Annotated in this window: 20 protein-coding genes and 1 tRNA gene; 15 read left to right on the top strand and 6 right to left on the bottom strand. The window is 61.0% G+C overall.

Annotated elements, in window-relative coordinates:
• The first annotated feature begins 40 nt into the window (after window positions 1–40).
• Window positions 41–3784 (top strand): bifunctional diguanylate cyclase/phosphodiesterase, encoded by a 3744-nt coding sequence (locus tag Q7C33_RS06525; RefSeq protein ID WP_217860480.1) that lies wholly within the window; start codon window positions 41–43, stop codon window positions 3782–3784.
• Window positions 3785–3799: 15 nt separating this feature from the next.
• A tRNA-Ile gene (locus Q7C33_RS06520) sits at window positions 3800–3876 on the top strand.
• Between the two features lie 59 nt (window positions 3877–3935).
• Here Q7C33_RS06520 and Q7C33_RS06515 read toward each other — a convergent pair.
• The 4 genes from Q7C33_RS06515 to Q7C33_RS06500 are packed head-to-tail and all read right to left on the bottom strand — an operon-like array spanning window position 3936 to window position 6342.
• The gene (locus Q7C33_RS06515) at window positions 3936–4409 is read right to left on the bottom strand and encodes a DoxX family protein (protein ID WP_407683029.1); all 474 of its coding nucleotides are present in this window, start codon (window positions 4407–4409) and stop codon (window positions 3936–3938) included.
• Window positions 4410–4435: 26 nt separating this feature from the next.
• Entirely contained in the window at window positions 4436–5191 is a 756-nt protein-coding gene (locus Q7C33_RS06510; RefSeq protein ID WP_407683028.1) for an HvfC/BufC family peptide modification chaperone, read from the bottom strand.
• On the bottom strand, window positions 5188–6042 hold the full coding sequence (gene bufB, locus Q7C33_RS06505; RefSeq protein WP_258648417.1) for an MNIO family bufferin maturase: 855 nt from the start codon (window positions 6040–6042) through the stop codon (window positions 5188–5190). Before bufB ends, Q7C33_RS06510 begins: the two co-directional genes overlap by 4 nt.
• Before the next feature lie 27 nt (window positions 6043–6069).
• The gene (locus Q7C33_RS06500; RefSeq protein ID WP_407683027.1) at window positions 6070–6342 is read right to left on the bottom strand and encodes a BufA1 family periplasmic bufferin-type metallophore; all 273 of its coding nucleotides are present in this window, start codon (window positions 6340–6342) and stop codon (window positions 6070–6072) included.
• A 222-nt stretch (window positions 6343–6564) separates the two neighbouring features.
• Here Q7C33_RS06500 and Q7C33_RS06495 point away from each other — a divergent pair, with 222 nt between their 5' ends.
• The 13 genes from Q7C33_RS06495 to Q7C33_RS06435 all read left to right on the top strand — a co-directional run bounded on the left by Q7C33_RS06495 (window position 6565) and on the right by Q7C33_RS06435 (window position 21412).
• A complete protein-coding gene (locus tag Q7C33_RS06495; RefSeq protein ID WP_030139243.1) occupies window positions 6565–7137 on the top strand; it encodes a sigma-70 family RNA polymerase sigma factor in 573 nt (190 codons plus the stop codon).
• Window positions 7134–7775 (top strand): DUF1109 domain-containing protein, encoded by a 642-nt coding sequence (locus tag Q7C33_RS06490; RefSeq protein WP_407683026.1) that lies wholly within the window; start codon window positions 7134–7136, stop codon window positions 7773–7775. The genes Q7C33_RS06495 and Q7C33_RS06490 overlap by 4 nt, the downstream gene beginning before the upstream one ends.
• 102 nt (window positions 7776–7877) lie before the next feature.
• Window positions 7878–10307 carry a hypothetical protein gene (locus tag Q7C33_RS06485; RefSeq protein ID WP_407683039.1) on the top strand — a complete coding sequence of 810 codons (2430 nt, stop codon included), beginning with the start codon at window positions 7878–7880 and terminating at the stop codon, window positions 10305–10307.
• 35 nt (window positions 10308–10342) lie between these two features.
• On the top strand, window positions 10343–10804 hold the full coding sequence (locus Q7C33_RS06480; RefSeq protein ID WP_018607342.1) for an Lrp/AsnC family transcriptional regulator: 462 nt from the start codon (window positions 10343–10345) through the stop codon (window positions 10802–10804).
• Between the two features lie 276 nt (window positions 10805–11080).
• Entirely contained in the window at window positions 11081–12763 is a 1683-nt protein-coding gene (locus Q7C33_RS06475; protein WP_198797838.1) for a flavin monoamine oxidase family protein, read from the top strand.
• Window positions 12764–12775: 12 nt separating this feature from the next.
• Window positions 12776–13570: a carbon-nitrogen hydrolase family protein gene (locus tag Q7C33_RS06470; protein WP_198797839.1), complete on the top strand. Its 795-nt coding sequence runs from the start codon at window positions 12776–12778 to the stop codon at window positions 13568–13570.
• Between the two features lie 48 nt (window positions 13571–13618).
• Window positions 13619–16060 (top strand): pyrroloquinoline quinone biosynthesis protein PqqF, encoded by a 2442-nt coding sequence (pqqF, locus tag Q7C33_RS06465; RefSeq protein ID WP_407683025.1) that lies wholly within the window; start codon window positions 13619–13621, stop codon window positions 16058–16060.
• Between the two features lie 170 nt (window positions 16061–16230).
• Entirely contained in the window at window positions 16231–16305 is a 75-nt protein-coding gene (pqqA, locus tag Q7C33_RS06460) for a pyrroloquinoline quinone precursor peptide PqqA (RefSeq protein ID WP_003177660.1), read from the top strand.
• A 79-nt stretch (window positions 16306–16384) separates the two neighbouring features.
• Window positions 16385–17296 carry a pyrroloquinoline quinone biosynthesis protein PqqB gene (pqqB, locus tag Q7C33_RS06455; RefSeq protein ID WP_030139249.1) on the top strand — a complete coding sequence of 304 codons (912 nt, stop codon included), beginning with the start codon at window positions 16385–16387 and terminating at the stop codon, window positions 17294–17296.
• 176 nt (window positions 17297–17472) lie between these two features.
• A complete protein-coding gene (gene pqqC, locus Q7C33_RS06450; protein WP_030139250.1) occupies window positions 17473–18225 on the top strand; it encodes a pyrroloquinoline-quinone synthase PqqC in 753 nt (250 codons plus the stop codon).
• Complete coding sequence (pqqD, locus tag Q7C33_RS06445) at window positions 18222–18497, top strand: pyrroloquinoline quinone biosynthesis peptide chaperone PqqD (RefSeq protein WP_030139251.1); 276 nt, start codon at window positions 18222–18224, stop codon at window positions 18495–18497. Before pqqC ends, pqqD begins: the two co-directional genes overlap by 4 nt.
• Window positions 18490–19620, top strand: a complete 1131-nt coding sequence (pqqE, locus tag Q7C33_RS06440; RefSeq protein ID WP_085987043.1) for a pyrroloquinoline quinone biosynthesis protein PqqE — start codon at window positions 18490–18492, stop codon at window positions 19618–19620. Before pqqD ends, pqqE begins: the two co-directional genes overlap by 8 nt.
• Window positions 19586–21412, top strand: coding sequence for an alpha/beta hydrolase family protein (locus Q7C33_RS06435; protein WP_407683024.1), 1827 nt, complete (start codon window positions 19586–19588; stop codon window positions 21410–21412). Before pqqE ends, Q7C33_RS06435 begins: the two co-directional genes overlap by 35 nt.
• A gap of 148 nt (window positions 21413–21560) precedes the next feature.
• Here Q7C33_RS06435 and Q7C33_RS06430 read toward each other — a convergent pair whose 3' ends face one another.
• Complete coding sequence (locus Q7C33_RS06430; RefSeq protein WP_003177654.1) at window positions 21561–21719, bottom strand: YqaE/Pmp3 family membrane protein; 159 nt, start codon at window positions 21717–21719, stop codon at window positions 21561–21563.
• 332 nt (window positions 21720–22051) lie between these two features.
• The gene (locus tag Q7C33_RS06425; RefSeq protein ID WP_323154453.1) at window positions 22052–23830 is read right to left on the bottom strand and encodes an acyl-CoA dehydrogenase C-terminal domain-containing protein; all 1779 of its coding nucleotides are present in this window, start codon (window positions 23828–23830) and stop codon (window positions 22052–22054) included.
• Window positions 23831–24011 lie beyond the last annotated feature (181 nt).

Here is a 24011-nt window from a genome sequence, read left to right as displayed (position 1 = left end):
CTACACTCGAAACATCCTCCCAAGCCATGACGAGACCGTGATGCCCAGACTGACGGCCGTGCTTTTGCTGTCACTGATGACCTGGACCGCGACGGCCGGCGCGTTGACGCTCACCGATGAAGAGCACCGCTGGCTCAAGGACCACCCCGACCTGCGCCTGGGCGTCGATGCCTCGTGGCCACCGTTCGAGTTTCGCGACGATCAGGGCCGCTACCAGGGCTTGGCCGCCGATTACGTGGAAATCATTCGCCGGCGACTGGCTGTCACGTTGACGCCCATTGAACCGGTGAGTTGGACCGTCGTGCTGGAACAGGTCGCACAGGGCAGGATCGATCTCCTGCCGGGCATCATGTCCACCCCTGAACGGCAGAACTACCTGGCTTTCACCCGCCCATACCTGGACTTTCCGATTGTCATCCTGGCCCATCACGGCGGCGCCCAGCCGCGCAATCTTGAAGACCTCTACGGTCTGAAAATCGCCGTTGTGGAGAACTATGCCCCCCACGAACTGTTGCGCAATCACCACCCCGACCTGAACCTGGTGGCACTGCCCAACGTCAGCTCAGCCTTGCAGGCGTTGGCAACCGATGAGGTGGATGCCGTCGTCGGCGACTTGGCGTCCAGCGTCTGGAGCTTGCGCCAACTCAAGCTCGACGGACTCTATGTCAGTGGCGAGACCCCTTATCGTTATCAGCTCGCGATGGCCGTCCCGCAGGAAAACAAGATTCTGGTGAGTATCCTGGACAAGGTCATGGCGGACATGTCCCCCGCCGAGGTCAGCGAAATCCAGGAAAAATGGATCGGCAACGTGCGCGACTATCGGCAGTTCTGGTCAGATTTGTTGCTGTACGGCCTGCCAGGGCTGCTTCTACTGGTGGGTATCCTGGCAGTGGTGATTCGCATCAACCGCCGCCTCAGCTCCGAGATAGCCAGGCGAGTCGACCTGGAGCAAGAGCTGCGCAGCAGCGAATACCACTATCGCGGACTGGTCGAAAGTCTATCGGCGATTGCCTGGGAAGCACGGGTCAGCGACTTCACCTACAGCTACGTCTCGCCCCACGCCGAAGAATTGCTCGGCTATCCGCTCAGCCATTGGCTCATCCCGGGGTTCTGGCGCAACATCATTCACCCGGCCGACCTCATCCGCGCGCAGACCTATTGCGACCACGAGGTGCTTGCCGGGCGCGACCATTGCATCGACTACCGGGTGATAACCGCCGACGGTCGCTGCCTGTGGGTACGGGACATCGTCAGCCTGATCGAACACGGCCATGAGCCATTGATGCGCGGGTTGATGATCGATATCAGTGAAGCCAAGCACACCGAGGAAGCGTTGCGCCTGTCCGAACAGAAGTTCGGATCGGTGTTTCGCCAGTGCCCGGACATTCTGGTCATCGCCCGGCTGCTGGACGGCTGCCTGCTGGAAGTCAACAAAGCCTTTGAAGAGCAGATCGGCCTGAGCGCCGACCAGGTGGTAGGCAAGAGCGCCACCGACCTGGATATATGGGGCATACAGGGTGTGGGCCCGAGCCTGTTGCAGCGTCTGCAAGCCGGAAGTATTCGCAACCTGGAGATGCCCTTTCGGCGCAGTAACGGCCAGGTCTTCACCGGGTTGATCTCCGCGGAACCGTTTGACCTCGACACCACCCCGGCGCTGGTCGTGGTGGTCCGTGATATCAGCCAGCTCAAGGAAACCCAGCAACAGTTGCAGACCTCCGAAGAGAAGTTCGCCAAGGCCTTCCACGCCTCGCCCGATGGCCTGCTACTGTCCCGGCAGAGCGATGGCCTGCTGATCGAGGTCAACGACGGTTTCAGCCGTATCACCGGTTTCAACAGCGCGCTTTCGGTGGACCGTTCGACGCTCGACCTGGGCATCTGGGTCAACCTCAACGAACGCAAGCAGATGCTCGACCTGTTGCAACGGGACGGCTTCGTCAAGGATTTCAGCTGCCATATCCGCCGCAACGACGGGCAGATCCGACTCTGCGAGGTGTCCAGCCGTCCGCTGCCCATCGGCAACGAAGACTGCATGCTGACCATCGCCCGGGACATCACCGAACGCCACCTCATGCAGGAAAAACTGCAACAGGCCGCCACGGTCTTCGAAAGCACCGCCGAAGGCGTATTGATCACCGACACGCAGCAGCACATCAGCGCCGTGAACCGCGCCTTCACCGAGATCACCGGCTACAGCGAAACCGAAGCCTTGGGTCATACGCCTCGCTTGCTCGCGTCCGGCCTGCATGACAGCGCGTTCTATGCGGCGATGTGGCATCAATTGACGGCCGAAGGGCACTGGCAGGGCGAGATCTCCAACCGCCGCAAGAACGGCGAACTCTACCCCAGCTGGCTGACGATCAGCGCCGTCCGCAACCGCGAACAACAGATCACGCACTTCGTCGCGGTGTTCGCTGACATCTCCAGCCTCAAGCACGCCCAGGCTCGCCTCGACTACCAGGCACACCACGACCCGCTGACCGGCCTGCCAAATCGCACCCTGTTCGAAAGCCGTCTGCTGACGGCCCTGAACAACCAGCAGGAAAACGGCGGCCAGGGCGCGGTCCTGTTTCTCGACCTGGACCGTTTCAAGCACATCAACGACAGCCTCGGGCACCCGGTCGGCGACCTGCTCCTCAAGGGCATCGCCGTGCGACTGCGAGAACAACTGCGCGATATCGACACGGTCGCGCGACTGGGCGGTGACGAATTCATCATCCTGTTGCCCGGCCTGCAACAGCCCAGCGATGCCGAGCACATCGCGCATAAACTCTTGAATTGCTTCGCCGCGCCATTCCAGGCCGGCGAACATGAGTTTTTCATCAGCGCCAGCATCGGCACCAGCCTGTATCCGCAAGACGGCGGCGATGTCGCCACGCTGGTCAAGAATGCCGATGCGGCGATGTACCGTTCCAAGGCCAAGGGTCGCAACCGGGTTGAAAGCTACACCCGCGATCTCACGGCCCAGGCCAGCGAACGCGTCGCCTTGGAACACGAACTGCGACGGGCCATTGAACGCAACGAGCTGTCGCTGTCCTTCCAGCCGAAAATCAGTCTCGCCGACAACCGGCTGGTGGGCGCCGAAGCGCTCATTCGCTGGACGCACCCGACCTTCGGTGACGTGCCGCCCGAACATTTCATCCCGTTGGCGGAAGAAAACGGCATGATCCTGCAGATCGGCGATTGGGTATTGGAAAGCGCATGCCGCCAGCTCTGCGAGTGGAACAGCAACCATGAAAGCCTCGGCCCGCTGTCGGTCAACCTCGCGGGAGCCCAACTGCGCCAACCCAACCTGCTGGGCCGCATCGAGCAACTGCTGCGGGAAAACCAGCTTGAGCCTGGCTTATTGCAACTGGAAATTACTGAAAACTTCATCATGAGCCAGGCCGAAGAGGCGCTGACGGTACTGCACCAACTGAAGAAACTCGGCGTGCAACTGGCCATCGACGACTTCGGCACCGGCTATTCCTCCCTGAGCTATCTCAAGCGACTGCCGCTGGACATCCTCAAGATCGACCAGTCATTTGTCCGCGGTCTGCCTGACGACCCCCACGATGCCGCCATTGTGCGAGCAATCATCGCCCTGGGGCGCAGCATGCAGTTCACCATCATCGCCGAAGGCGTCGAAACCCTGGCCCAACAGCAATTCCTCACCGAAGAAGGCTGCGAACAGATCCAGGGCTACATCGTCAGCCTGCCCCTCTGCGCCGAGGAATTCGCCGCAACGTTTCTGCGTATGACCGTATCGGATTTTTCGGATAGCACAGCCGAGAAACCGTCGCTATAATCCGCGGCCTACTGAGGGCCCATAGCTCAGTTGGTTAGAGCAGAGGACTCATAATCCTTTGGTCCACGGTTCGAGTCCGTGTGGGCCCACCAAATTGAAAGCCGCGCATTGCGCGGCTTTCGTCGTTTCCAGGGTACAAGGATTTAATGAATCACTTGATGCCAAGTGATCGATCCAGCGAGATCGCACCGCCGCCGCGGGCGACGATGAGCAATTGCAAGCCTGCCCAGGAAAGGTGGGTTGCCCAGGCGTCAGGGTAGACAAACACCTCGATTACAAACGTCATGCCCAGCAATGCCAATGCCGACAGTCGCGAGAACAGGCCTAGCACAAGCAGCACTGGAAAAAGATGCTCACTGTAGGTTGCCAGGTGCGCGGCCAGTTCCGGTGTGACCAGCGGCAGTGCGTATTCTGTGCGAAACAGCTCGTAGGTGCTGGGCGTGATCGTCAGAAAACCACTGACCTTGGTACGCCCTGACATCAGGAAGATGGCTGCGATGGATAGCCGCGCAACCAGCACCAACAACGAGTCACCCAGCATCGCGCCAAGTCGGTCTGCGATGCTGTTCCACATGCCCCGCAAGGATTTGTCGGCTGTGGACGAAGGATTTCTTATGGCGTCCATGATCTGCTCCGCTGGCTAAGTTGCGGTTATGGGATGCTTACAGAGGCGAACGCGTCGGCGCTGAATAAGCGGGTAATGAGTTCTGAAAAATCCAGGTCAGGCTGAACCTCAAGGGCCTTTTCCGCGGCCTGTTCGAGCGGTAGATGGGCTGCGCAGGCATCCAGGAACCTGCAATCGGCAGCACTGGCGGCCTGCCAAAGAACCTTGCCTTGCTTGCGCGTCAGCAGCGCTCCTTCGCCTCGCCAATCGAGTTCATCGGGCATGTCCCGCCCTTCACGATTGAACCGCCAAAGGGTGTAGGCGGGGTTGTCCGGGAACCACGCCCACCGGCAAGCGGCCTTCGGTGTGAGTCGGCTGCGGGCCAAGTCCTGTGGGGGCAGCTTCGCCAGTTCGCTCGGATCGACGTCGGGTTCATCTTCGGCGCAATGGACGTGCGTCCAGAGCAGATCAAGGCGGGCGACGTCGCCCAGATAAGGCATTTCCCGCGCGTGCTCGAAAGCGTCGAGAAAATCCGGGAATCCAGCCCCGTAATGCAACAACCGGGAATCGGTCGGGGGCGCCTGCCGGGCATGAAGCGTCGCGGCAGCCTTGAGCCACTCTGTACCGACCAAGCGTTCGACGGTGGGAAAGTTCGCCAGTAATGCGTCCACCGATCCTTTGAGAACAGTATTGCGGTACACCATGAAACCGGGCTGTTCGATCAGCGCGGTCATTCCAGTCGAATGTCGCTCATATAACGCGTCGACGAACGCATCCTGGAAACTTGCCAGCGAGGTGTTCATATCGTCACTTCCGATATACGCCGGCTGCCGATGCTCAACAACCCCTGCGCCCTGTCTCGTTCAGCCAGCAAGACATCGAACCCGGGAATATTGTCGTCGCGCTCGATCAAGGTCGGGCGCCTGCCGATCCGGTCGATAACGCGTTGATACAACAACCAGACATCATCAGCGATGGGCGCATCGTGAGTATCGATCAGTAGTTGCGTGTCCCCCGGATCCACTGCGTGGCCTGCCAAATGTATTTCCATGATCGCCTTGGCCGGAAAGGCATCCAGATACTTCGACGCATCGAAGCCCAGGTTATGCGCGCTGATATGGACGTTATTGATGTCCAGCAACAACCCGCAGCCAGTCCTTGTACTCAGTTCGGTCAGGAACTCTATTTCGCTGAATTCATGCCCCGGCAAACTCAGATAATGAGTGGGGTTTTCAATGGCAATCGAACGTCCCAGAGCGTCTTGTGTTCGTTGGATATTGCTTGCTATGCGCTGCAATGCCTCGACTGTACGAGGGAATGGCAACAGATCAGGATGATATTGGCCACGCCATGCGGACCAGGCCAGATGTTCGGAAATCAATGCAGGCTGTACACGGTCGACCAGTGCCTTGAAACGCTTCAGATGGCTTTCGTCCGGTGGGCAATCGGCAGCCAGTGAAAGTGAAACACCGTGCAGCGACAGCGGGTGCTGGCTCCCGATTGCCTCCAGCCACGCGAGACGGGGGCCACCTTCAACCATGTAGTTTTCCGGATGAACTTCGAACCAGAGTCCCTCGGCAGCGCAGTCAAGCGCATCGGAGTAATGGTTCGGTTTCAGGCCGAGTCCGGCCCCCATCTGGAATACGTTTTTCATGATCGGTGAACCCCCTTGGCACTGCGATTACATAGGCGTAAGAGAGCCCATGCCTTTTGGCGTCTTGATGGAGGTGCACGTACCGGCAGGCACGTTTTTCCAGGCATTGGCCTGATAGTCCATTTTGGCGGTGCCCGCACAGGTCGTGCCTGCCCCCGCTTTGCAATCGTTCTTGCCGGCCATGGAAACGCCGTAGCATTTTTCCATGGCGCCTACTGCGGCAGGCGTTTCTGCGGCGATGGCACCGGCGGCGAACGAAGAGAAGGCAACGGCGAGGGCGGCAAGTTTGAGGTTGTTCATGATGTGCTCTCCAGAAAATGGGTTGGTCGCTGCATCAATGCTTGGGCATTGTGTTTGCGATCCACCAAGTAGTTCGATGCCGTTCCGGATTCGGTTACAGCGACCACAAAATATTTTTGGGGCCAGCAAAAAATGCCTCACGCCGGGAAGCCGCATGTAAGATTCGCTGCCGGCATTAGCAGCAACGAGATAATTTTCCCTTTCGTGTAACCAGAGCGAACGATGGAACGAACTACGGATAACGATGCTTTGCGCAGCCGAGAGCTCCATCTTCAGGCCTTGTTTCTCTCCGGCCTGGATGGAGACGAAAGGGCTTATCGCACGTTTCTATCGGAGCTAAGCGGTCATCTTCGCGGCTTTTTACGCTCAAGGCTTCAACAGCGCCCCGGAGACATCGAAGATCTGCTGCAAGAGGTTTTACTGGCCGTTCATAATGCGCGCCAGACGTATCAAGCAGATCAACCGTTGACGGCATGGGTCTTTGCCATTGCGCGTTACAAGCTCATCGACTTTTTCCGTGGGAGATCACGCCATGACGTGTTCAATGACTCCCTCGACGATGCGGCAGAGCTGTTTGCCGAGCCGCATCTTGAACCTGCGCAGGCCAGTCGCGACCTGGGCAAGTTGCTTGAGCAACTACCTGAACGCCAGCGTCTACCTATCGTACGCGTGAAACTGGAAGGGCTGTCTGTGACGGAAGCCGCTCAAACGACGGGGTTATCCGAGTCTGCGGTGAAGATAGGGATACACCGAGGGCTGAAAGCCCTGGCGTCGAGAGTGAGAGGTGCACGATGAAGACTGATGATTTGATTTCCCTGCTCGCCTCGGGCGTGACCCCGGTCGATCGAAGGGCGCCCGCCAAGCGATTCAGTATCGCGGTGCTGGCCGGCCTCCTGGGCGCCCTTTTTCTGGTGGTCGCACTGAAAGGCGTGCGCCCAGACTTGGGCCAGGTCATGGCGACACCGATTTTCTGGGCCAAGATCGCGTTTCCGCTCTGCCTGATGATCGGCACGCTGGGCATGGTCATGAGGCTGGCCAGGCCTGGAGTGGCCTCGGGACCCGGTAAAATCCTCATCGTCGCAGCTGTCACTGCGGTGTGGGTTGGCGCGATCTATGTCCTCATGGTGACCGCACCTGATGATCGCGTCGCCGTCATTCTGGGCGATACCTGGCGGGTGTGCGCGCTCAATATAACCCTGCTGTCGATTCCGGGATTCATCGCGGTGTTCTGGGCTCTGCGCGGCCTCGCTCCCACGAACCTGACGCTTACAGGAGCCTGCGGCGGACTGCTGGCAGGCTCAATGGCGACGATTGCCTATTCTCTTCATTGTCCCGAAATGCAGGTCCCATTTTGGGCAGTCTGGTACTTGTTGGGCATGTTGGTGCCGACGATACTGGGCGCGCTGCTCGGGCGACGCTGGCTGCGCTGGTAGCAGGCCCTTCGGTTTTTCCAGGGCCCTACGACTGCGACGCCACGCGCCTCTACTTAGTGTCGGTTCACCTACGACAAGAAACCCCATCCCACCGAGACCTCCATCATCACCAGCCCCAGCCTGTCCCGACTGTTCCTCGAACTCTTCTGGCAACTCGGCATCCTGGTGGTGCCAGCCTTCTTCGTCACCATCCTGCCGCCGCCGCTGGCCTTGCTGGCGGTGGTATTGCTCGGTTTGCTGATGGGGCTGGCCGCGCGGCTGGGCTTTCAGCCGATGGGCCGAGGCATTGCCCGGCTGACAGTCGGAGCGGTGTTTGGCCTGGGCTTCAGCCTGGGCCGGGCGCTGCCCGAGTGGTGGGGCATCCTTGTAGCGATCGTCGCGATCATCGTCGGCCTTGCCTGCGTCAGCAAATGGGAGCGACGCCTTGGGCTCGCGCTGGTTGCCACCAAAGGGCCAAGCGCCTGGGGTGGCAGCGAGCCGCAATTGACGCCTGAAGGCGAACCAATCCGGCAGTTCAACCACAGCGAAATCGCCATGGGCGGCCCTGTTCATTGCGATTATCTGTTCCCCGACGGCGTGCTTCTGCAAGGGCTTGGTTCTTCGGCGATGTTTTCCAGCGACAGCCGTTATTTCGCCGCGCCCGTGCCGTCCCGGCAGGAGTGGGGGCTGGTCATCCTCGACCGTCAACAGCGCAAGGTCTACCGCTGCGCCGAAAGCGAGTTCTGGGAATTGGATTCTTTCAATCCTGACGAACTGATCGGCCGTCATAGCCCCCTGGTGGACAACGGCGCTCGCCAAGCGCGGCTGGAGGATCTGCTGCAAACCGCACAGGTGGCGGACCTGGTTCCCGTCGCGGATCTGTGGCTTGAACCAGGCTGGCACCCGGACAATGTAGCGCCCACCTTCGAGCGGCCCAGCGCCGACGGCCAGCATCGCCTGGAGGGCGATCTATTGCTGCCCGCGACCTTCCGTGATCTGGACCAGCCATTGGCGCCGCTGTATTCCCCGCACTATGCCATCAGCGTCGACGGGCAGCCGTCGGGGCTGGTCATGGCAGCCGATGCACCTTTGGTCTGGGGCGCCACTGAACCCGCGCTGGTGTGTCTGGCCCGAGAGCAAGCCAACGATGCGGACAGCGATCAGTATTGGTTGTGGCAAGCGGAAAATGGCTGGCGCGCCCTGCCCTCGCCCTGGGTGAAAAGCGCCGCCGAGCCTTCCTTTTACTGGCACGAGTTGCTGAGCCTCGAGGCGAACCGTGTGCACATCGGCACGTACCTCGACTATCCGCGACCGAGCTCCGGCCGTTACGGCTATCGCCTGGACAGCATCCACAGCGATACCGAAACCCAGACAGGTCACGACGCCCAGGGTCGCGTGCTGGTTGGTGAATTCAAGCTGACCCGGATGTCCATCGTCATGCCGCTGGACAGTCGCGGCCGGCGAGGAAACTCGTGCATCGAGACACAGTCGATGCTGGACGGCAAACGCGCTTGTCTGACCTGGATGCGCGACAACCCCGACGGACTCGGAAGTTATCGCTGCCAGATCGGCGATTGGTCCTTGCCGGGAAGTTGGTTGCTTGATCATCGGGTCTCCGATTGCGGGCGCTACCTGGCGCTGCTGCCCTTTGAGCACGCAACGACAGTGGCGACCCACGCGGTGGTCGCAGACTTGCAGGAACGACGCCTGCTGCAAGGGCCCGCCCTGTGGGTGGAGCGCATACTCGATTTCCGCGATGGCCGCTTGAGCCTGGCGGTCGTCGAAGGTCGTCTTGATAACGATCTGGAAAGCAGCCCATTAATGCGCTTCAACGTCGTCGCGCCACAGGTCGGAGGTGACGCTTCGTTCTTCCGTTCCAATGAACACTCCCGGCTGTTCTACAACACCGTTCAGCTACAGCCGGAAGATTCGCAGCTCCACATCGTTGAGCCACGGCGCCTGGTGGACCGCCCCCAAGCGGCCACCGCCGACGGCGACTTCATCCAACCCGCGCCGAATGACCAGGATGCCGCCTGGCTATTCGGCAGCGAAACGGAATACGCCGACAGTTGGGTGCGTGCCGGTACGCCTCGCCTCGGCGGGCACCTGTTGACGGCGTCGGGCTGTGCATTGGTTGACCTGGCGCCGTCGATGGCCTGGTCATCCAATAGCCGATATCTGGCGTTGACCTGCATGGCAACCGACGTGACAGAACTCTGTGGAAACTACCGGGGCTGGCAGTTGCTGCTGCTCGATGTCCAAGACCATACGCTGCGGATACACCCGCGGTGGCTGGGTCATCGGCCGTTGTTTGAAAGCTTCGACGAGCAACAACTACAGGTACGCTGTTTCAAGCGCGATTGGGAAATTGAAGGCAATGACGACCGAGGTTCGGTGCAGGCGTTCTCAATGGGCGACTTGCTGCAGTTGCCGGCCGAGCCTCTGATCGGCCAGGACGGTCTTTGGCTCAGGTCTTCCCAGGCGCACCTCGCCCCGGCTTGGCGAGCGCTGGCCTTGCCTGCCACCCGCTACTTCGAACGCCGGAGCCTGTAACATGCCCGCCATTGATGCATGCGCCGGAGCTGACCTTGACTGATACCCGCCCTCCCGTCCTCGACGAAATCGATCGCCAACTGATCGCGGCGCTGCAAATCAACGCGCGGGAAAGTGTTGCGATGCTGGCCCGGCAACTGGGCATCGCCCGCACGACCGTGACCTCGCGCCTGGCTCGATTGGAGAAAACCAAGGTCATCACCGGATATGGCGTGCGCCTTGGGCAGCGAGTGATCGATGGCGGTTTGCAGGCTTATGTCGGCATCAAGGTCCAGCCACGCTCCGGCAAGGACGTGTTGCGACGCCTGAGCGCGATGGCCCAGGTCCAGCAGTTATGCGCGGTCAGCGGCGAATTCGATTACGTGGCCTGGTTGCGCACGGATTCGCCGGAGCAGCTGGATCAGTTGCTGGACCAGATCGGCAGCGTGGACGGGGTGGAGAAAACCACCACCTCGATCATCCTCAGCAGCAAGATCGATCGGGGCCAGCCGGTCTAAAGCCAACCCAAAAACCTGTGGGAGCGGGCTTGCTCGCGATAGCGGTGTGTCAGTCAACATTCTCATGGCTGATCCACCGCTTTCGCGAGCAGGCTCGCTCCCACATGGGACCAGGATTCGTCATTACGATTGCGAGATTGCTACAAATGACGAAAAACAGCGCAAAACGACGACACATTGCGTCTTATTAACGTGTTTCTCCCTCTCTAGAATGGCTGGCATCTTTTCCTATACTCAGACGCGAACGTCGCGTCGAGTCGCCCATCAAGGTCCGCCATGAACAAGAACAATCGCCACCCAGCAGACGGCAAGAAACCCATCACCATTTTTGGGCCGGATTTTCCGTTCGCCTTTGACGACTGGATCGAACACCCGGCCGGCCTGGGCGTCATTCCGGAACATAATCACGGCGCCGAAGTGGCGATTGTCGGTGCCGGCATCGCTGGCCTGGTGGCGGCGTACGAGTTGATGAAGCTGGGCCTCAAGCCCGTGGTCTACGAAGCGTCGAAAATGGGCGGGCGCCTGCGCTCCCAGGCGTTCAACGGCGCCGAAGGCATCATTGCCGAGCTCGGCGGCATGCGGTTCCCGGTGTCGTCCACGGCGTTCTATCACTACGTCGACAAGCTGGGCCTGGAGACCAAACCCTTTCCCAACCCGTTGACTTCGGCCTCGGGCAGCACCGTCATTGACCTGGAAGGCCAGACTTACTATGCAGAAAGCATGGCCGACCTTCCCGCGCTGTTCCAGGAAGTCGCCGACGCCTGGGCCGACGCATTGGAGGCTGGCTCACGCTTCAGCGAGATCCAGCAAGCGATCCGCGACCGCGACGTGCCGCGTCTCAAGGAACTGTGGAACACCCTGGTGCCGCTATGGGATGACCGCACCTTCTATGATTTCGTCGCCACCTCCAAGGCGTTCGCCAAGCTCTCGTTCCTGCACCGCGAAGTGTTCGGCCAAGTCGGTTTTGGTACGGGCGGCTGGGACTCGGACTTCCCCAACTCGATGCTGGAAATCTTTCGCGTGGTGATGACCAACTGCGATGACCACCAACACCTGGTCGTCGGCGGTGTGGAACAGGTGCCTCACGGTATCTGGAAACATGTCCCGGAACGTTGCGCACACTGGCCAGCAGGCACCAGCCTCAATTCGCTGCACCTGGGCGCGCCTCGTGCCGGTGTGAAACGCATCGCTCGGGCCGATAATGACCGGTTCAGCGTCACCGACGTCTGGGGCGACACGCGCGAATATGCCGCCGTGCTGGTCACCTGCCAGACATGGCTGTTGACTACCCAGATCGAATGCGAAGAGGCGCTGTTCTCGCAGAAACTGTGGATGGCCTTGGACCGCACCCGCTACATGCAGTCGTCGAAGACCTTCGTGATGGTCGACCGGCCATTCTGGAAGGACAAGGACCCGGAAACCGGGCGCGACCTGATGAGCATGACGCTCACCGACCGCCTCACCCGCGGCACCTACCTGTTCGACAATGGCGACGACAAGCCGGGCGTGATCTGCCTGTCCTATTCGTGGATGAGCGATGCGCTGAAAATGCTGCCTTATCCGGTGGAAAAACGGGTGAAGCTGGCCCTCGATGCCCTGAAGAAGATTTATCCGAAGGTGGACATCGCCGCGCGGATCATCGGCGAACCGATCACCGTGTCCTGGGAAGCGGACCCTTACTTCCTCGGCGCATTCAAGGGCGCCTTGCCGGGCCACTATCGCTATAACCAGCGCATGTACGCGCATTTCATGCAGGACGACATGCCCGCCGAACAAAAAGGGATCTTTATCGCCGGCGACGACGTCTCATGGACACCCGCCTGGGTTGAAGGGGCGGTACAGACCTCGCTCAACGCCGTGTGGGGAATCATGAAACACTTCGGCGGTGAGACTCACCCCGAGAACCCGGGTCCAGGTGATGTGTTCGACGAAATCGGTCCGATCGCCCTGCCCGAATAAAAGGAGTTGTCGATGCGCGTAGCCCTTTACCAATGCCCACCGTTGCCCATGGACCCGGCCGGCAACCTGCAGCGCCTGCATCAAATCGCGCTGGAAGCCAGGGGCGCGGATGTGCTGGTGGTGCCGGAAATGTTCCTCACCGGCTACAACATCGGGGTCGACGCGGTGAATGTCCTGGCGGAGGTCTACAACGGTGAATGGGCGCAGCAGATCGGCCGTATCGCCAAGGCGGCCGGCCTGGCGATTCTCTATGGCTACCCTGAACGCAGTGAAGACGGGCAGATCTACAACGCTGTCCAACTGATCGATGCCCACGGTGAACGCCTGGCCAACTACCGCAAGAGCCACCTGTTCGGTGACTTGGACCACACGATGTTCAGCGCCGGCGACGCGGCGTTGCCGATCGTGGAACTCAACGGCTGGAAGCTCGGTTTCCTGATCTGCTATGACCTGGAGTTCCCGGAAAACGCGCGGCGCCTGGCCTTGGCCGGCGCCGAACTGATCCTGGTGCCGACCGCCAACATGCAACCCTACGAGTTCATCGCCGATGTCACCGTGCGCGCACGGGCGATCGAGAACCAGTGCTTCGTCGCCTACGCCAATTATTGCGGCCACGAAGGCGAATTGCAGTATTGCGGCCAGAGCAGCATCGCCGCACCGGACGGCAGTCGGCCGGCGTTGGCGGGCCTGGACGAAGCATTGATCGTGGGCGATCTCGATCGACAGCTGATCGATGACTCCCGCGCGGCCTACAACTACCTGCACGACCGTCGCCCCGCGCTTTATGGCGACTTGCCTAAACACTGATCCGGCCTAATCCGCTAGCATGAGCGCATCCCCATCCTGGAAGCGCTCATGCCGGTCCCCGATCCCCTCCGCCCCCACATTGAACCCCTGGCCAACGGCCTGCAGGTGACATTGCGTCATGTTCCCGGCCTCAAGCGCTGCGCCGCTGTGTTGCGGGTGGCGGCTGGCAGCCACGATGCGCCCGAGGCTTGGCCGGGCCTGGCGCATTTCCTCGAGCATCTTTTCTTCCTGGGGACAGAACGCTTTCCTACCGGACAGCACCTGATGGCCTACGTGCAAGGTCACGGCGGGCAAATCAATGCGCGCACCAGCGAACGCACCACCGACTTTTTCCTGGAGTTGCCACCGGCAGCCCTGCCCGGCGGACTGGAACGGCTGGCCGATATGCTCGTCCATCCGCGCCTGGACCAAAACGATCAATTACGCGAACGTGAGGTCCTCCACGCTGAATTCATTGCCTGGTCCCAGGACGCAGCGGCCCAACAACAAATGGCCCTGTACGAAGGTTTGGCGGCGAATCACCCGCTACTGGGGTTTCATGCGGGCAATCGCGACAGCCTTGGCGTATCGCAGCAGGAATTCCAAACGGCACTGCGGGATTTCTACCAGCGTTTCTATCAGGGCGGCCAAATGACCCTGAGCCTGGCTGGCCCGCAGGACATCGAAGCCTTGCGGACCCTGGCCATCCAATTCAGCGAGCACGTGCCCACCCATGAAACAGCGCTCCGGCAGGCACCGCCGAGGCTCATGGCGTCCGCCGACGCCAGTTATCAGCAGACGCGGGAAGGCGGCCTCGATTTGCTGTTCGCCTTCGAACAGCTGCCCGCCGCCTCGCCCCGAGCCTTGGATTTCCTGTGCCATTGGCTGAACAACCCTAAGCCTGGCGGCTTGCTCGCGACACTGCGCCAGCAAGGCCTGGCTGACAGCCTCAAGGCCACCGCGTTGTATGAATTTGCCGGCCAAGCGCTGCTGCATATCGAACTCAAGCTCGACAGCGGAGAAACACCCGTCGATAGCCGGCCGTTGCTGCGCGACTGGCTGGGCTTTTTTACCGCCCAGGACGACTGGGCGTCACTGCGCCAGGCATACACCTCGCTTCGGCAACGTCAGCAAGAAACAGCGACCGCCTTGCAACTGGCCCGCTGGGACTGCGAAGAACGCGAAGGTCCGCTGTCGGAAAAAGACTTGATACGCCTCAGGGAAATCCTCAGGCAACTGCACCCCGTGGAGAACGTCGCCGGACAATGGCACGTGCCAGCGCCCAACCCATTTCTGCAAACCATCAGTGAACCACCCCGCGCCGGTTTGATCCGCGGCCAGACCAGCGCCCACCGTGGCTTGCGCACATTTGCCCAGGACCGCAGCCGGGGCCGCCGGGAACGCTCGCCCATGCAGTTCAGCCAGGCATTGCCGGACACCTCACCTGAGGGTGCGGTGTATCTGCGCTGGCAATTGCCGGCACAAACCCCGCTCAGTCTGAAATCCAGGCTTGATCGGCAGTTGGCGGACTTGCAGGAAGATGCCCGGCAGGCCGGTGTCGACATCGCCTTTGAACCCAGCGGCCAGCAATGGCTATTGAAACTGCTCGGCTTGCAGGCACCGATGCCGTTGGTCCTTGAGCACTTGCTGACGAAGCTGGGACAGCCACTGCCGCCCGGCCCGGCCCGGGACGACACGCCGCTGATACCGATCCGACAGCTGTTGCGCGAATTGCCGAATCATTGTCAGCAAACCCCACGGCCATCCTCGCAACCTTTACCCGACAGCGATCAAGGCGCCTGGGCAAACGCCCACTGGGACGGTTTGGCCGTCGGTCTGTCGGCAGCCACCCAGGCCGCCATCGGTCCCGTATTGGCGCGAGTCCCTGGCATCGCCCGAGAGGAAGCCCCGACAACGAGCGTGCCTGCGCCGATGCGTCGCTGGCATTCGCTCCAGACCCAAGGCGACGAACAGGCCGTGCTGCTGTTCTGTCCCACGCCCACCCTGGATTTGGCCGACGAAGCCGCGTGGCGCCTGCTGGCCCATCTGTGCCAAGCCCCGTACTACCAACGCCTGCGGGTCGAGTTGCAGTTGGGCTATGCGGTGTTCAGTGGCTTGAAACAGATCGACGGCCGGACCGGCTTGTTGCTGGGCGCGCAATCCCCCACGGCGTCGGCGGCGCAGTTGGTCGAGCACATGGAGCAGTTCCTGGACGGCTTGGTGGAGCTGATCGAGCAGATTGACGATGCGACCCTGGCCAGCCATCGACAAGCCCTGGGCAGCCAGCTGCAAAGTACCGTGCTGCCGGTTGCCCAGGTCGCCGAAGTGCTCTGGCAAGGCAAGCTGGCCGGTCGTCCATCGGACTACCTTCAACAGTTACCCGACGCCATAACAGCTATCACGCGCAGACACTTGATAGACGCGGCCCAGCGCCTGGCCGACGCCCATGGCGGACGGTATTGCCTGAGCAACGCGCCGTGTCCGGGAATGCCTTGGCAAGCGGGGCATTGATCGTTACGGACCGTGCAACGAGCTTTCTCAAAGAATCGCGGCGAACGAATTTGTCAGATTTAGTAACATAGCCGCCTAAGCATCTGAACATCTCCCTGCGGAGGTGGACTATATGTATAGGCTCCACCTGTACCATCTAACCGAAGCATCCCAACCAAAGGAGTATTCCCATGTCCTGGTCCAAACCCGCATATATCGATCTGCGTATCGGCTTCGAAGTCACCATGTACTTCGCCAGCCGTTGATAGCTGCAGGCGGTAGTAAGCAACACCACGCCTCGGTCATCCGGGGCGTTTTTTATTTCGGTTTGCAGATGGAGCGGCCATGTTCGTCCAGATTCTAGGTTCCGCCGCCGGCGGCGGTTTCCCCCAGTGGAACTGCAACTGCGCCAACTGCGCAGGTTTTCGCAACGGCAGCCTGCGGGCCCAGGCGCGTACCCAGTCGTCCATCGCGATTTCCGATGACGGCGTGAGCTGGGTGTTGTGCAACGCCTCACCGGACATCCGCGCCCAACTCCAGGGTTTCGCCCCTATGCAGCCTGGCCGGGCCCTGCGCGACACGGGCATTGGCGCGATCATCCTGATGGACAGCCAGATCGACCACACCACCGGCCTGCTCAGCCTGCGTGAAGGCTGCCCGCACCAAGTCTGGTGTACCGACATGGTCCATGAAGACCTGAGCACCGGCTTCCCGCTGTTCAACATGCTGACCCACTGGAACGGCGGGTTGAGTTGGAATCGCATTGAACTCGACCAGAGCTTCACCATCGCCGCCTGCCCGAACCTGCGCTTTACGCCACTGCCCCTGCGCAGCGCCGCCCCGCCCTATTCCCCGCACCGCTTCGACCCGCATCCGGGCGACAACATCGGGCTGATCGTCGAAGACCTGCGCACCGGCGGCAAGCTGTTCTACGCCCCAGGCCTGGGCAAGGTCGACGAGTCGTTGCTACAGATCATGGCCGGCAGCGATTGCCTGTTGGTGGACGGTACGATGTGGGACGACGATGAAATGCAGCGCCGTGGCGTCGGCACCCGTACCGGTCGGGAAATGGGCCACCTGGCCCAGAATGGTCCGGGCGGCATGCTCGAAGTGCTGGAGCAACTGCCCGAGCAGCGCAAGGTCCTTATCCATATCAACAACACCAACCCGATCCTTGACGAAGATTCGCCCGAGCGGGCCGAGCTGGTGCGCAGGAACGTTGAAGTGGCTTTCGACGGGATGAGTATCGAGTTGTAGGAAGGGCTGAACGACTGCGGGGACCAGCGGGCCTCATCGCGAGCAAGCTCGCTCCCACAGTTGTCCGAGTCGTACTGATATTGGATTCACAGCACAACCAGTGTGGGAGCGAGCGCGCTCGCGATGGGGCCTGCCCTGACACCACAGAACCCGCGGGTATTTCCCGGAGAACCAAAATGACTGACACCCCCCTGTCCCCCGCCGAGTTCGAAGCGGCCCTGCGTGCCAAGGGCGCCTATTACCACATCCATCATCCTTATCACGTGGCGATGTATGAAGGCCGCGCCACTCGCGAGCAGATCCAGGGTTGGGTCGCGAACCGCTTTTACTATCAGGTAAACATCCCGCTCAAGGATGCCGCGATCCTGGCCAACTGCCCGGACCGGGAGATCCGCCGCGAGTGGATCCAGCGCCTGCTCGACCATGATGGCGCCCCGGGCGAAGACGGCGGCATCGAAGCCTGGCTACGGCTGGGCCAAGCGGTGGGGCTGAACCCCGATCAACTGCGTTCCCAGGAACTGGTACTGCCGGGCGTGCGCTTCGCGGTGGACGCCTACGTCAACTTCGCCCGCCGGGCCAATTGGCAGGAAGCCGCGAGCAGCTCGTTGACCGAACTGTTCGCCCCGCAGATCCACCAGTCGCGCCTCGACAGCTGGCCCCAGCATTACCCGTGGATCGACCCGACCGGCTACGAATACTTCCGCACCCGCCTGGGCCAGGCCCGGCGCGACGTGGAGCATGGCTTGGCGATCACGTTGCAGCACTACACCACGCGCGCTGGCCAGGACCGCATGCTGGAAATCCTCCAGTTCAAACTGGACATTCTCTGGAGCATGCTCGACGCCATGAGCATGGCCTACGAACTGAATCGCCCGCCCTATCACACCGTGACCGACCAACGGGTTTGGCATAAAGGAATTACCCTATGAGTTTCGATCGCAGCCAAACCCCCAACTGGCGCCCCGGCTATCGCTTCCAGTACGAACCGGCCCAGAAAGGCCACGTGCTGCTCTATCCTGAAGGCATGATCAAGCTGAACGACAGCGCTGCGCTGATCGGTGGCCTGATCGATGGCGAACGCGATGTGGCGGCAATCATCGCTGAGCTGGATAAACAATTTCCCGGTGTGCCTGAGCTCGGTGACGACATCGAGCAATTCATGGAGGTCGCCCGTGCACAGCACTGGATCACCCTTGCCTGAGAAGCCCGCCGTTGGCCTGCCGTTGTGGCTGCTGGCCGAGCTGACCTATCGCTGCCCGCTGCAATGCCCGTACTGCTCCAACCCGCTGGACTTTGCCGAGCAAGGCAAGGAGCTCAGCACGGAGCAGTGGTTCAAGGTGTTCCGCGAGGCGCGAGAAATGGGCGCCGCGCAATTGGGCTTTTCCGGCGGCGAGCCGCTGGTGCGCCAGGACCTGGCCGAGCTGATCGGCGAGGCGCGCAAGCTGGGTTTCTACACCAACCTGATCACCTCAGGCATCGGCCTGACCGAACAGAAGATCAGCGACTTCAAGAAGGCTGGCCTGGACCACATCCAGATCAGTTTCCAGGCCAGCGACGAGCAGGTGAACAACCTGCTGGCCGGCTCGAAGAAAGCCTTCGCGCAAAAACTCGAAATGGCCCGGGCGGTGAAAGCCCACGGCTATCCCATGGTGCTGAACTTCGTGACCCATCGGCACAACATCGACAAGATCGACCGTATCATCGAGCTGTGCATCGCCCTCGAAGCTGACTTCGTCGAACTCGCCACGTGCCAGTTCTACGGCTGGGCGCAGCTCAACCGCGTCGGCCTGCTGCCGACCCGGGAACAGCTGGTGCGGGCCGAGCGCATCACTAACGAATACCGGGCCAAGCTGGAAGCCGAAGGCAACCCGTGCAAACTGATCTTTGTCACGCCGGACTACTATGAAGAACGCCCCAAAGGCTGCATGAATGGCTGGGGCAGCATTTTTCTCACCGTCACGCCGGACGGCACGGCATTGCCGTGTCACGGCGCCCGGCAGATGCCGGTGCAGTTCCCGAATGTGCGCGACCACAGCATGCAGCACATCTGGTACGACTCGTTCGGCTTCAACCGTTTCCGCGGTTACGACTGGATGCCCGAGCCCTGCCGCTCGTGCGATGAGAAGGAAAAGGACTTTGGCGGCTGCCGTTGCCAGGCGTTCATGCTCACGGGCGATGCCAGCAATGCCGACCCGGTGTGCAGCAAATCCGAACACCATGGGATAATTCTCCAGGCTCGCGAAGACGCCGAGCACGCCACGCAAACCATCGAGCAACTGGCCTTTCGCAATGAACGAAACTCACGCCTCATCGTTAAAGGCTGATCCGCTCAGCGCCGCCCAGGCTGTCGCGGCAGGCATCGATTTTGCCGAACTGCAACTCGGGCCCCTAGGTCTGTTCTGGAATGAATACCGCCCCGCGGACGGAGCCTGTCGGATCTGGCATTGGCGAGATGGCCAGGCGCATTGCCTGACCCCGGATGGCTTCAGCGTGCGCAGCCGGGTCTATGAGTATGGCGGCGGGTCGTTCTGCCTGAGCGATGACGGCGTGCTGTTTGTCAACGAGGCCGACCAACAGCTGTATCACCAATTGCTGGGAGACCCGCGCCCCGTGGCGTTGACCTCGGGTGAACGTCGATATGGCGATCTGCACTTCGCCGCAGGGCACGTGCTAGCGGTGGAAGAACAGGCCAACCAGCATCGTCTGGTGTCGATCGGGCTGACCGATCATCAGCGATGCGTATTGGCCGAAGGCGCGGATTTCTATGCCGCGCCGATCATGAGTCCTGATCAAAAGCGTCTCGCCTGGATCGAGTGGAGTCGCCCCCACCAGCCCTGGACGGCCACGCGGCTGATGCTGGCCGAGCGCAACGATGCAGGTTGGGGCGAACCGGTCTGCGTGGCGGGTCACGGGGCGGAGGAGTCCATCCAGCAACCGCGCTTCGATGCTTCCAATCGTCTTTATTGCCTGACCGATCGAGGCGGTTACTGGCAACCTTGGGGTGAATACGTGGGCGTCCTGAGGCCATTGGCTGCCGCCGAAGCCGACCACGCCCCCGCGCCCTGGCAATTGGGCGGTTGTACCTGGCTGCCCATCGACGAAGAGACTTACCTGGCGAGCTGGACCGAGGCGGGTTTTGGTCGGCTGGGCTTGTGCCATGGTGACGCAACCGAAGACTTTACCGAGGCCTACAGCCGCTTTCGCAGCCTGGCGCAAGATGAGCGTTTCATCTATGCCATTGCCGCCTCGCCGACCAGCCCGTCGGCGGTCATCGCCATCGAACGACAGAGCCACGACACCACCGTGCTGGCTGGCGGCATTGCACCGCTATTGGCCGAACAGATCAGCCGTCCACAGACCCTGCGCTACCCCGTTGCTTCAAGTGAAGCCCACGGGTTCTTTTATCCGGCCATGGACGCCAACCCGAAACCGCCGCTGGTGGTATTCATCCATGGCGGGCCGACTTCCGCCTGTTATCCGATATTTGATCCGCGCATCCAGTACTGGACCCAGCGCGGCTTTGCCGTGGCCGATCTCAACTACCGCGGCAGCAGTGGTTATGGCCGGGCCTACCGGCAGGCATTGCATCTGAATTGGGGCGTGGTGGATGTCGAGGATGCCTGCGCCGTCGTTGCGTACCTGGATGAGCAAGGCCTGGTCGATGGCCGCTGCGCCTTCATTCGTGGCGGCAGCGCCGGTGGGTATACGACCCTTTGCGCCTTGGCATTCCGGGATGTGTTCCGTGGCGGAGCCAGCCTCTATGGTGTCAGCGATCCGGTTGCCCTGGGCCGCGCCACGCACAAGTTCGAAGGCGACTATCTGGACTGGCTGATCGCCGACCCGCACGTAGATGCCGAGCGCTATCGGGCCCGTACTCCGTTGCTTCACGCAGACAGGATCCGCGCGCCGATGATTTTTTTCCAAGGCGAGCTGGATGCCGTGGTCGTGCCGCAACAGACCCGCGATATGGTCAAGGCATTGCAGGACAAAGGTGTTCCAGTGGAGGCGCATTACTACGCCGACGAGCGCCACGGCTTTCGCAAGGCCGTGAACCAGGCGCATGCGCTGGAGCATGAGTGGTTGTTTTATCGCAAGGTGATGGACGCTGGCTTATAGCAGTGACGAGCTTTTGTGGCGAGGGAGCTTGCTCCCGCTGGGTCGCGAAGCGGCCCCAAGCTTTTTGCGATCGCTGCGCAATCCAGCGGGAGCAAGCTCCCTCGCCACAAAGGAATCCTCAATAAAGGAATCCTCTGGCCGCAGGGCTTCAACGCTTGGCGATGATATACACCGCGTGCACGATGCCGGGGATATAACCCAACAGCGTCAGCAGGATATTCAGCCAGAAAGCCCCGCCGAAACCGACTTGCAGGAACACACCCAGCGGTGGCAGCAGGATGGCGATGATGATGCGAATGAAATCCATGGATGACTCCCTGATGAGCGATGGCCACGTTGCCATAGCCATGGACACCTGCCCGCTCGTCGGGGTTCAGTAATTGCTCGCGGGAGGCCTCGAAAGCGTCCGCCGATAAAAAACGCGGACAAAAGAAAACCCCGCCGAAGCGGGGCTTTGCAGACTGTTTCCCTGACATCCATTTCACTCCGCCTTCCTGGCAGAATCCTACGTGTCCGTGTTGTTACTTTTGCGCGTCCTGCGCTACGTCCATGGAAGCTAGATTAGCCCTGGATCCAATCGGACGATAGAGGGAAATCGCCAGCACGTCATGTAAGCATTTGCTTACATGACGGCATGTTTCAGAATTGGCCGGGTTCCAGCAGGAACAACGACTCACTGCCGGCCTTCACCGAAGCGCTCAGGGAATGGATCCGCGGCAACAGGCGGGCGAAGTAGAATCGCGCCGTGCCCAGCTTGCTGGCATAGAACTCATCCTGGTTTTCCTTGCCCAGGGCCGCCCTGGCCATGAGCGCCCACATGTAGGCGTATGCGGTGTAGCCAAATGCCTGGAGGTATTCCACCGACGCCGCGCCGATTTCGTTCGGATTGCTTTTCGCCCGGTCCAGCAACCATTCGGTCAGTTCGTCCAGCGTGCCGACGGCATCGTTCAACGGCTTGGTGAACTCCGACAACTCGCTGCTTGCCGTGGCGGTGAAATGGCGAATCTCATCGGCGAACAATTTATAGAACGCCCCGCCACTGCCGACGATCTTGCGTCCCACCAGATCCAGCGCCTGGATACCGTTGGTGCCTTCGTAGATTTGTGTGATGCGCACGTCGCGCACCAGTTGCTCCTGGCCCCATTCGCGAATGTAGCCGTGACCGCCAAAGATCTGCTGGCCGTGAACGGTGGTTTCCAGACCCAGGTCGGTGAGGAAGGCCTTGGCGACGGGGGTCAACAGCGCGACCAGATCTTCCGCACGCTTGCGCGTGGCGGGGTCTTCGCTGAACTTCGCGGTATCCAGTTGCATCGCGACGTAGGTGGAAAATGCGCGGCCACCCTCGTTCGAGGCTTTCATGGTCAGCAGCATGCGACGCACGTCCGGGTGGACGATGATCGGGTCGGCGACCTTGTCCTTGTTCTGCGCGCCAGTTGGCGAGCGGCTTTGCAGGCGGTCACGGGCGTATTCGATGGCGTTCTGGTAGGAGCGCTCGCCGGTGGCCAGGCCCTGGATACCGACGCCCAGGCGCTCGTAGTTCATCATGGTGAACATCGCCGCCAGGCCTTTGTTCGGCTCGCCTACCAGATAACCCACGGCCTCGTCGAAGTTCATCACACACGTGGCGGACGCCTGGATACCCATTTTGTGTTCGATCGACCCGCAGTTGGCCGCGTTCCGCGCGCCCAGGCTGCCGTCGGCATTGACCATGAATTTCGGCACCAGGAACAGCGAGATGCCTTTCGGCCCAGCCGGGGCGTCCGGGAGTTTCGCCAACACCAGGTGGATGATGTTTTCGGTGAGGTCGTGTTCGCCGCCGGTGATGAAAATCTTCGTACCACTGACCTTGTAGGAACCGTCAGCCTGGGGCTCCGCCTTGGTGCGGATGATCCCCAGGTCGGTACCGGCGTGAGGCTCGGTCAGGCACATGGAACCGGCCCAGATACCGGCGTACATGTTCGGCAGATACGCCGCTTTCAATTCCTCGCTTGCATGGGCGTTGATCGACAGGCAAGCCCCGGCGGTCAGCATCGGATACAGGCCGAAGGACAGGCTGGCCGAGTTGACCATTTCCTCGACCTGGGCCGAAACGGCCTTGGGCATGCCCATGCCGCCATAAGCCGGATCACCGCCAACGCCGACCCAACCGCCTTCGGCGTAAGTCTTGTAGGCCTGTGGGAAACCTGCCGGCGTGGTGACAGCGCCGTCCGACCAGTGACAACCTGCTTCGTCAGCTGCACGACTGAGGGGGGCGACGCTTTTACTGGTGACCTTTCCGGCTTCCTCCAGAATCGCTTCGACAGTTTCAGCATCCACGGTCTCGGCCAGCGCCGGCAGTTGGGCCCAGAGTTTTGCGACCTCGAACACTTCATTGAGGACGAAGCGCATATCGCGCAGGGGCGCTTTGTAGTCAGCCATGGCAAACCTCGCAAGATCTAAACAATTGGTTCGTAGGAAAGCGGTTTCGCAATGGGCCAGAGTGTACCCCAACAACTTTTGCGACACATAGGGTCAACCCATGACTGTTTTGTTATTTTTAGTCACGGTCAAAAGTTGATGTTTTACCGTGGCGAGGGAGCTTGCTCCCGCTGGGGTGCGC

This window comes from Pseudomonas sp. BP11-1-1, assembly GCF_052112105.1.
Lineage (GTDB): Bacteria > Pseudomonadota > Gammaproteobacteria > Pseudomonadales > Pseudomonadaceae > Aquipseudomonas > Aquipseudomonas alvandae.
This window is presented reverse-complemented; position numbering and strand designations above follow the sequence as displayed.

Bases quoted from the DNA above. Each gene is read 5' to 3' on its own strand.
- Q7C33_RS06510 (WP_407683028.1), bottom strand. From the start codon at position 5,191: ATGAACACCTCGCTGGCAAGTTTCCAGGATGCGTTCGTCGACGCGTTA.
- pqqD (WP_030139251.1), top strand. From the start codon at position 18,222: ATGAGTTTCGATCGCAGCCAAACCCCCAACTGGCGCCCCGGCTATCGC.
- Q7C33_RS06490 (WP_407683026.1), top strand. From the start codon at position 7,134: ATGAAGACTGATGATTTGATTTCCCTGCTCGCCTCGGGCGTGACCCCG.
- Q7C33_RS06435 (WP_407683024.1), top strand. From the start codon at position 19,586: ATGAACGAAACTCACGCCTCATCGTTAAAGGCTGATCCGCTCAGCGCC.
- Q7C33_RS06425 (WP_323154453.1), bottom strand. From the start codon at position 23,830: ATGGCTGACTACAAAGCGCCCCTGCGCGATATGCGCTTCGTCCTCAAT.
- Q7C33_RS06495 (WP_030139243.1), top strand. From the start codon at position 6,565: ATGGAACGAACTACGGATAACGATGCTTTGCGCAGCCGAGAGCTCCAT.
- Q7C33_RS06500 (WP_407683027.1), bottom strand. From the start codon at position 6,342: ATGAACAACCTCAAACTTGCCGCCCTCGCCGTTGCCTTCTCTTCGTTC.
- pqqC (WP_030139250.1), top strand. From the start codon at position 17,473: ATGACTGACACCCCCCTGTCCCCCGCCGAGTTCGAAGCGGCCCTGCGT.
- Q7C33_RS06430 (WP_003177654.1), bottom strand. From the start codon at position 21,719: ATGGATTTCATTCGCATCATCATCGCCATCCTGCTGCCACCGCTGGGT.
- bufB (WP_258648417.1), bottom strand. From the start codon at position 6,042: ATGAAAAACGTATTCCAGATGGGGGCCGGACTCGGCCTGAAACCGAAC.
- pqqB (WP_030139249.1), top strand. From the start codon at position 16,385: ATGTTCGTCCAGATTCTAGGTTCCGCCGCCGGCGGCGGTTTCCCCCAG.
- Q7C33_RS06515 (WP_407683029.1), bottom strand. From the start codon at position 4,409: ATGGACGCCATAAGAAATCCTTCGTCCACAGCCGACAAATCCTTGCGG.
- Q7C33_RS06470 (WP_198797839.1), top strand. From the start codon at position 12,776: ATGCGCGTAGCCCTTTACCAATGCCCACCGTTGCCCATGGACCCGGCC.
- pqqF (WP_407683025.1), top strand. From the start codon at position 13,619: ATGCCGGTCCCCGATCCCCTCCGCCCCCACATTGAACCCCTGGCCAAC.
- Q7C33_RS06475 (WP_198797838.1), top strand. From the start codon at position 11,081: ATGAACAAGAACAATCGCCACCCAGCAGACGGCAAGAAACCCATCACC.
- Q7C33_RS06525 (WP_217860480.1), top strand. From the start codon at position 41: ATGCCCAGACTGACGGCCGTGCTTTTGCTGTCACTGATGACCTGGACC.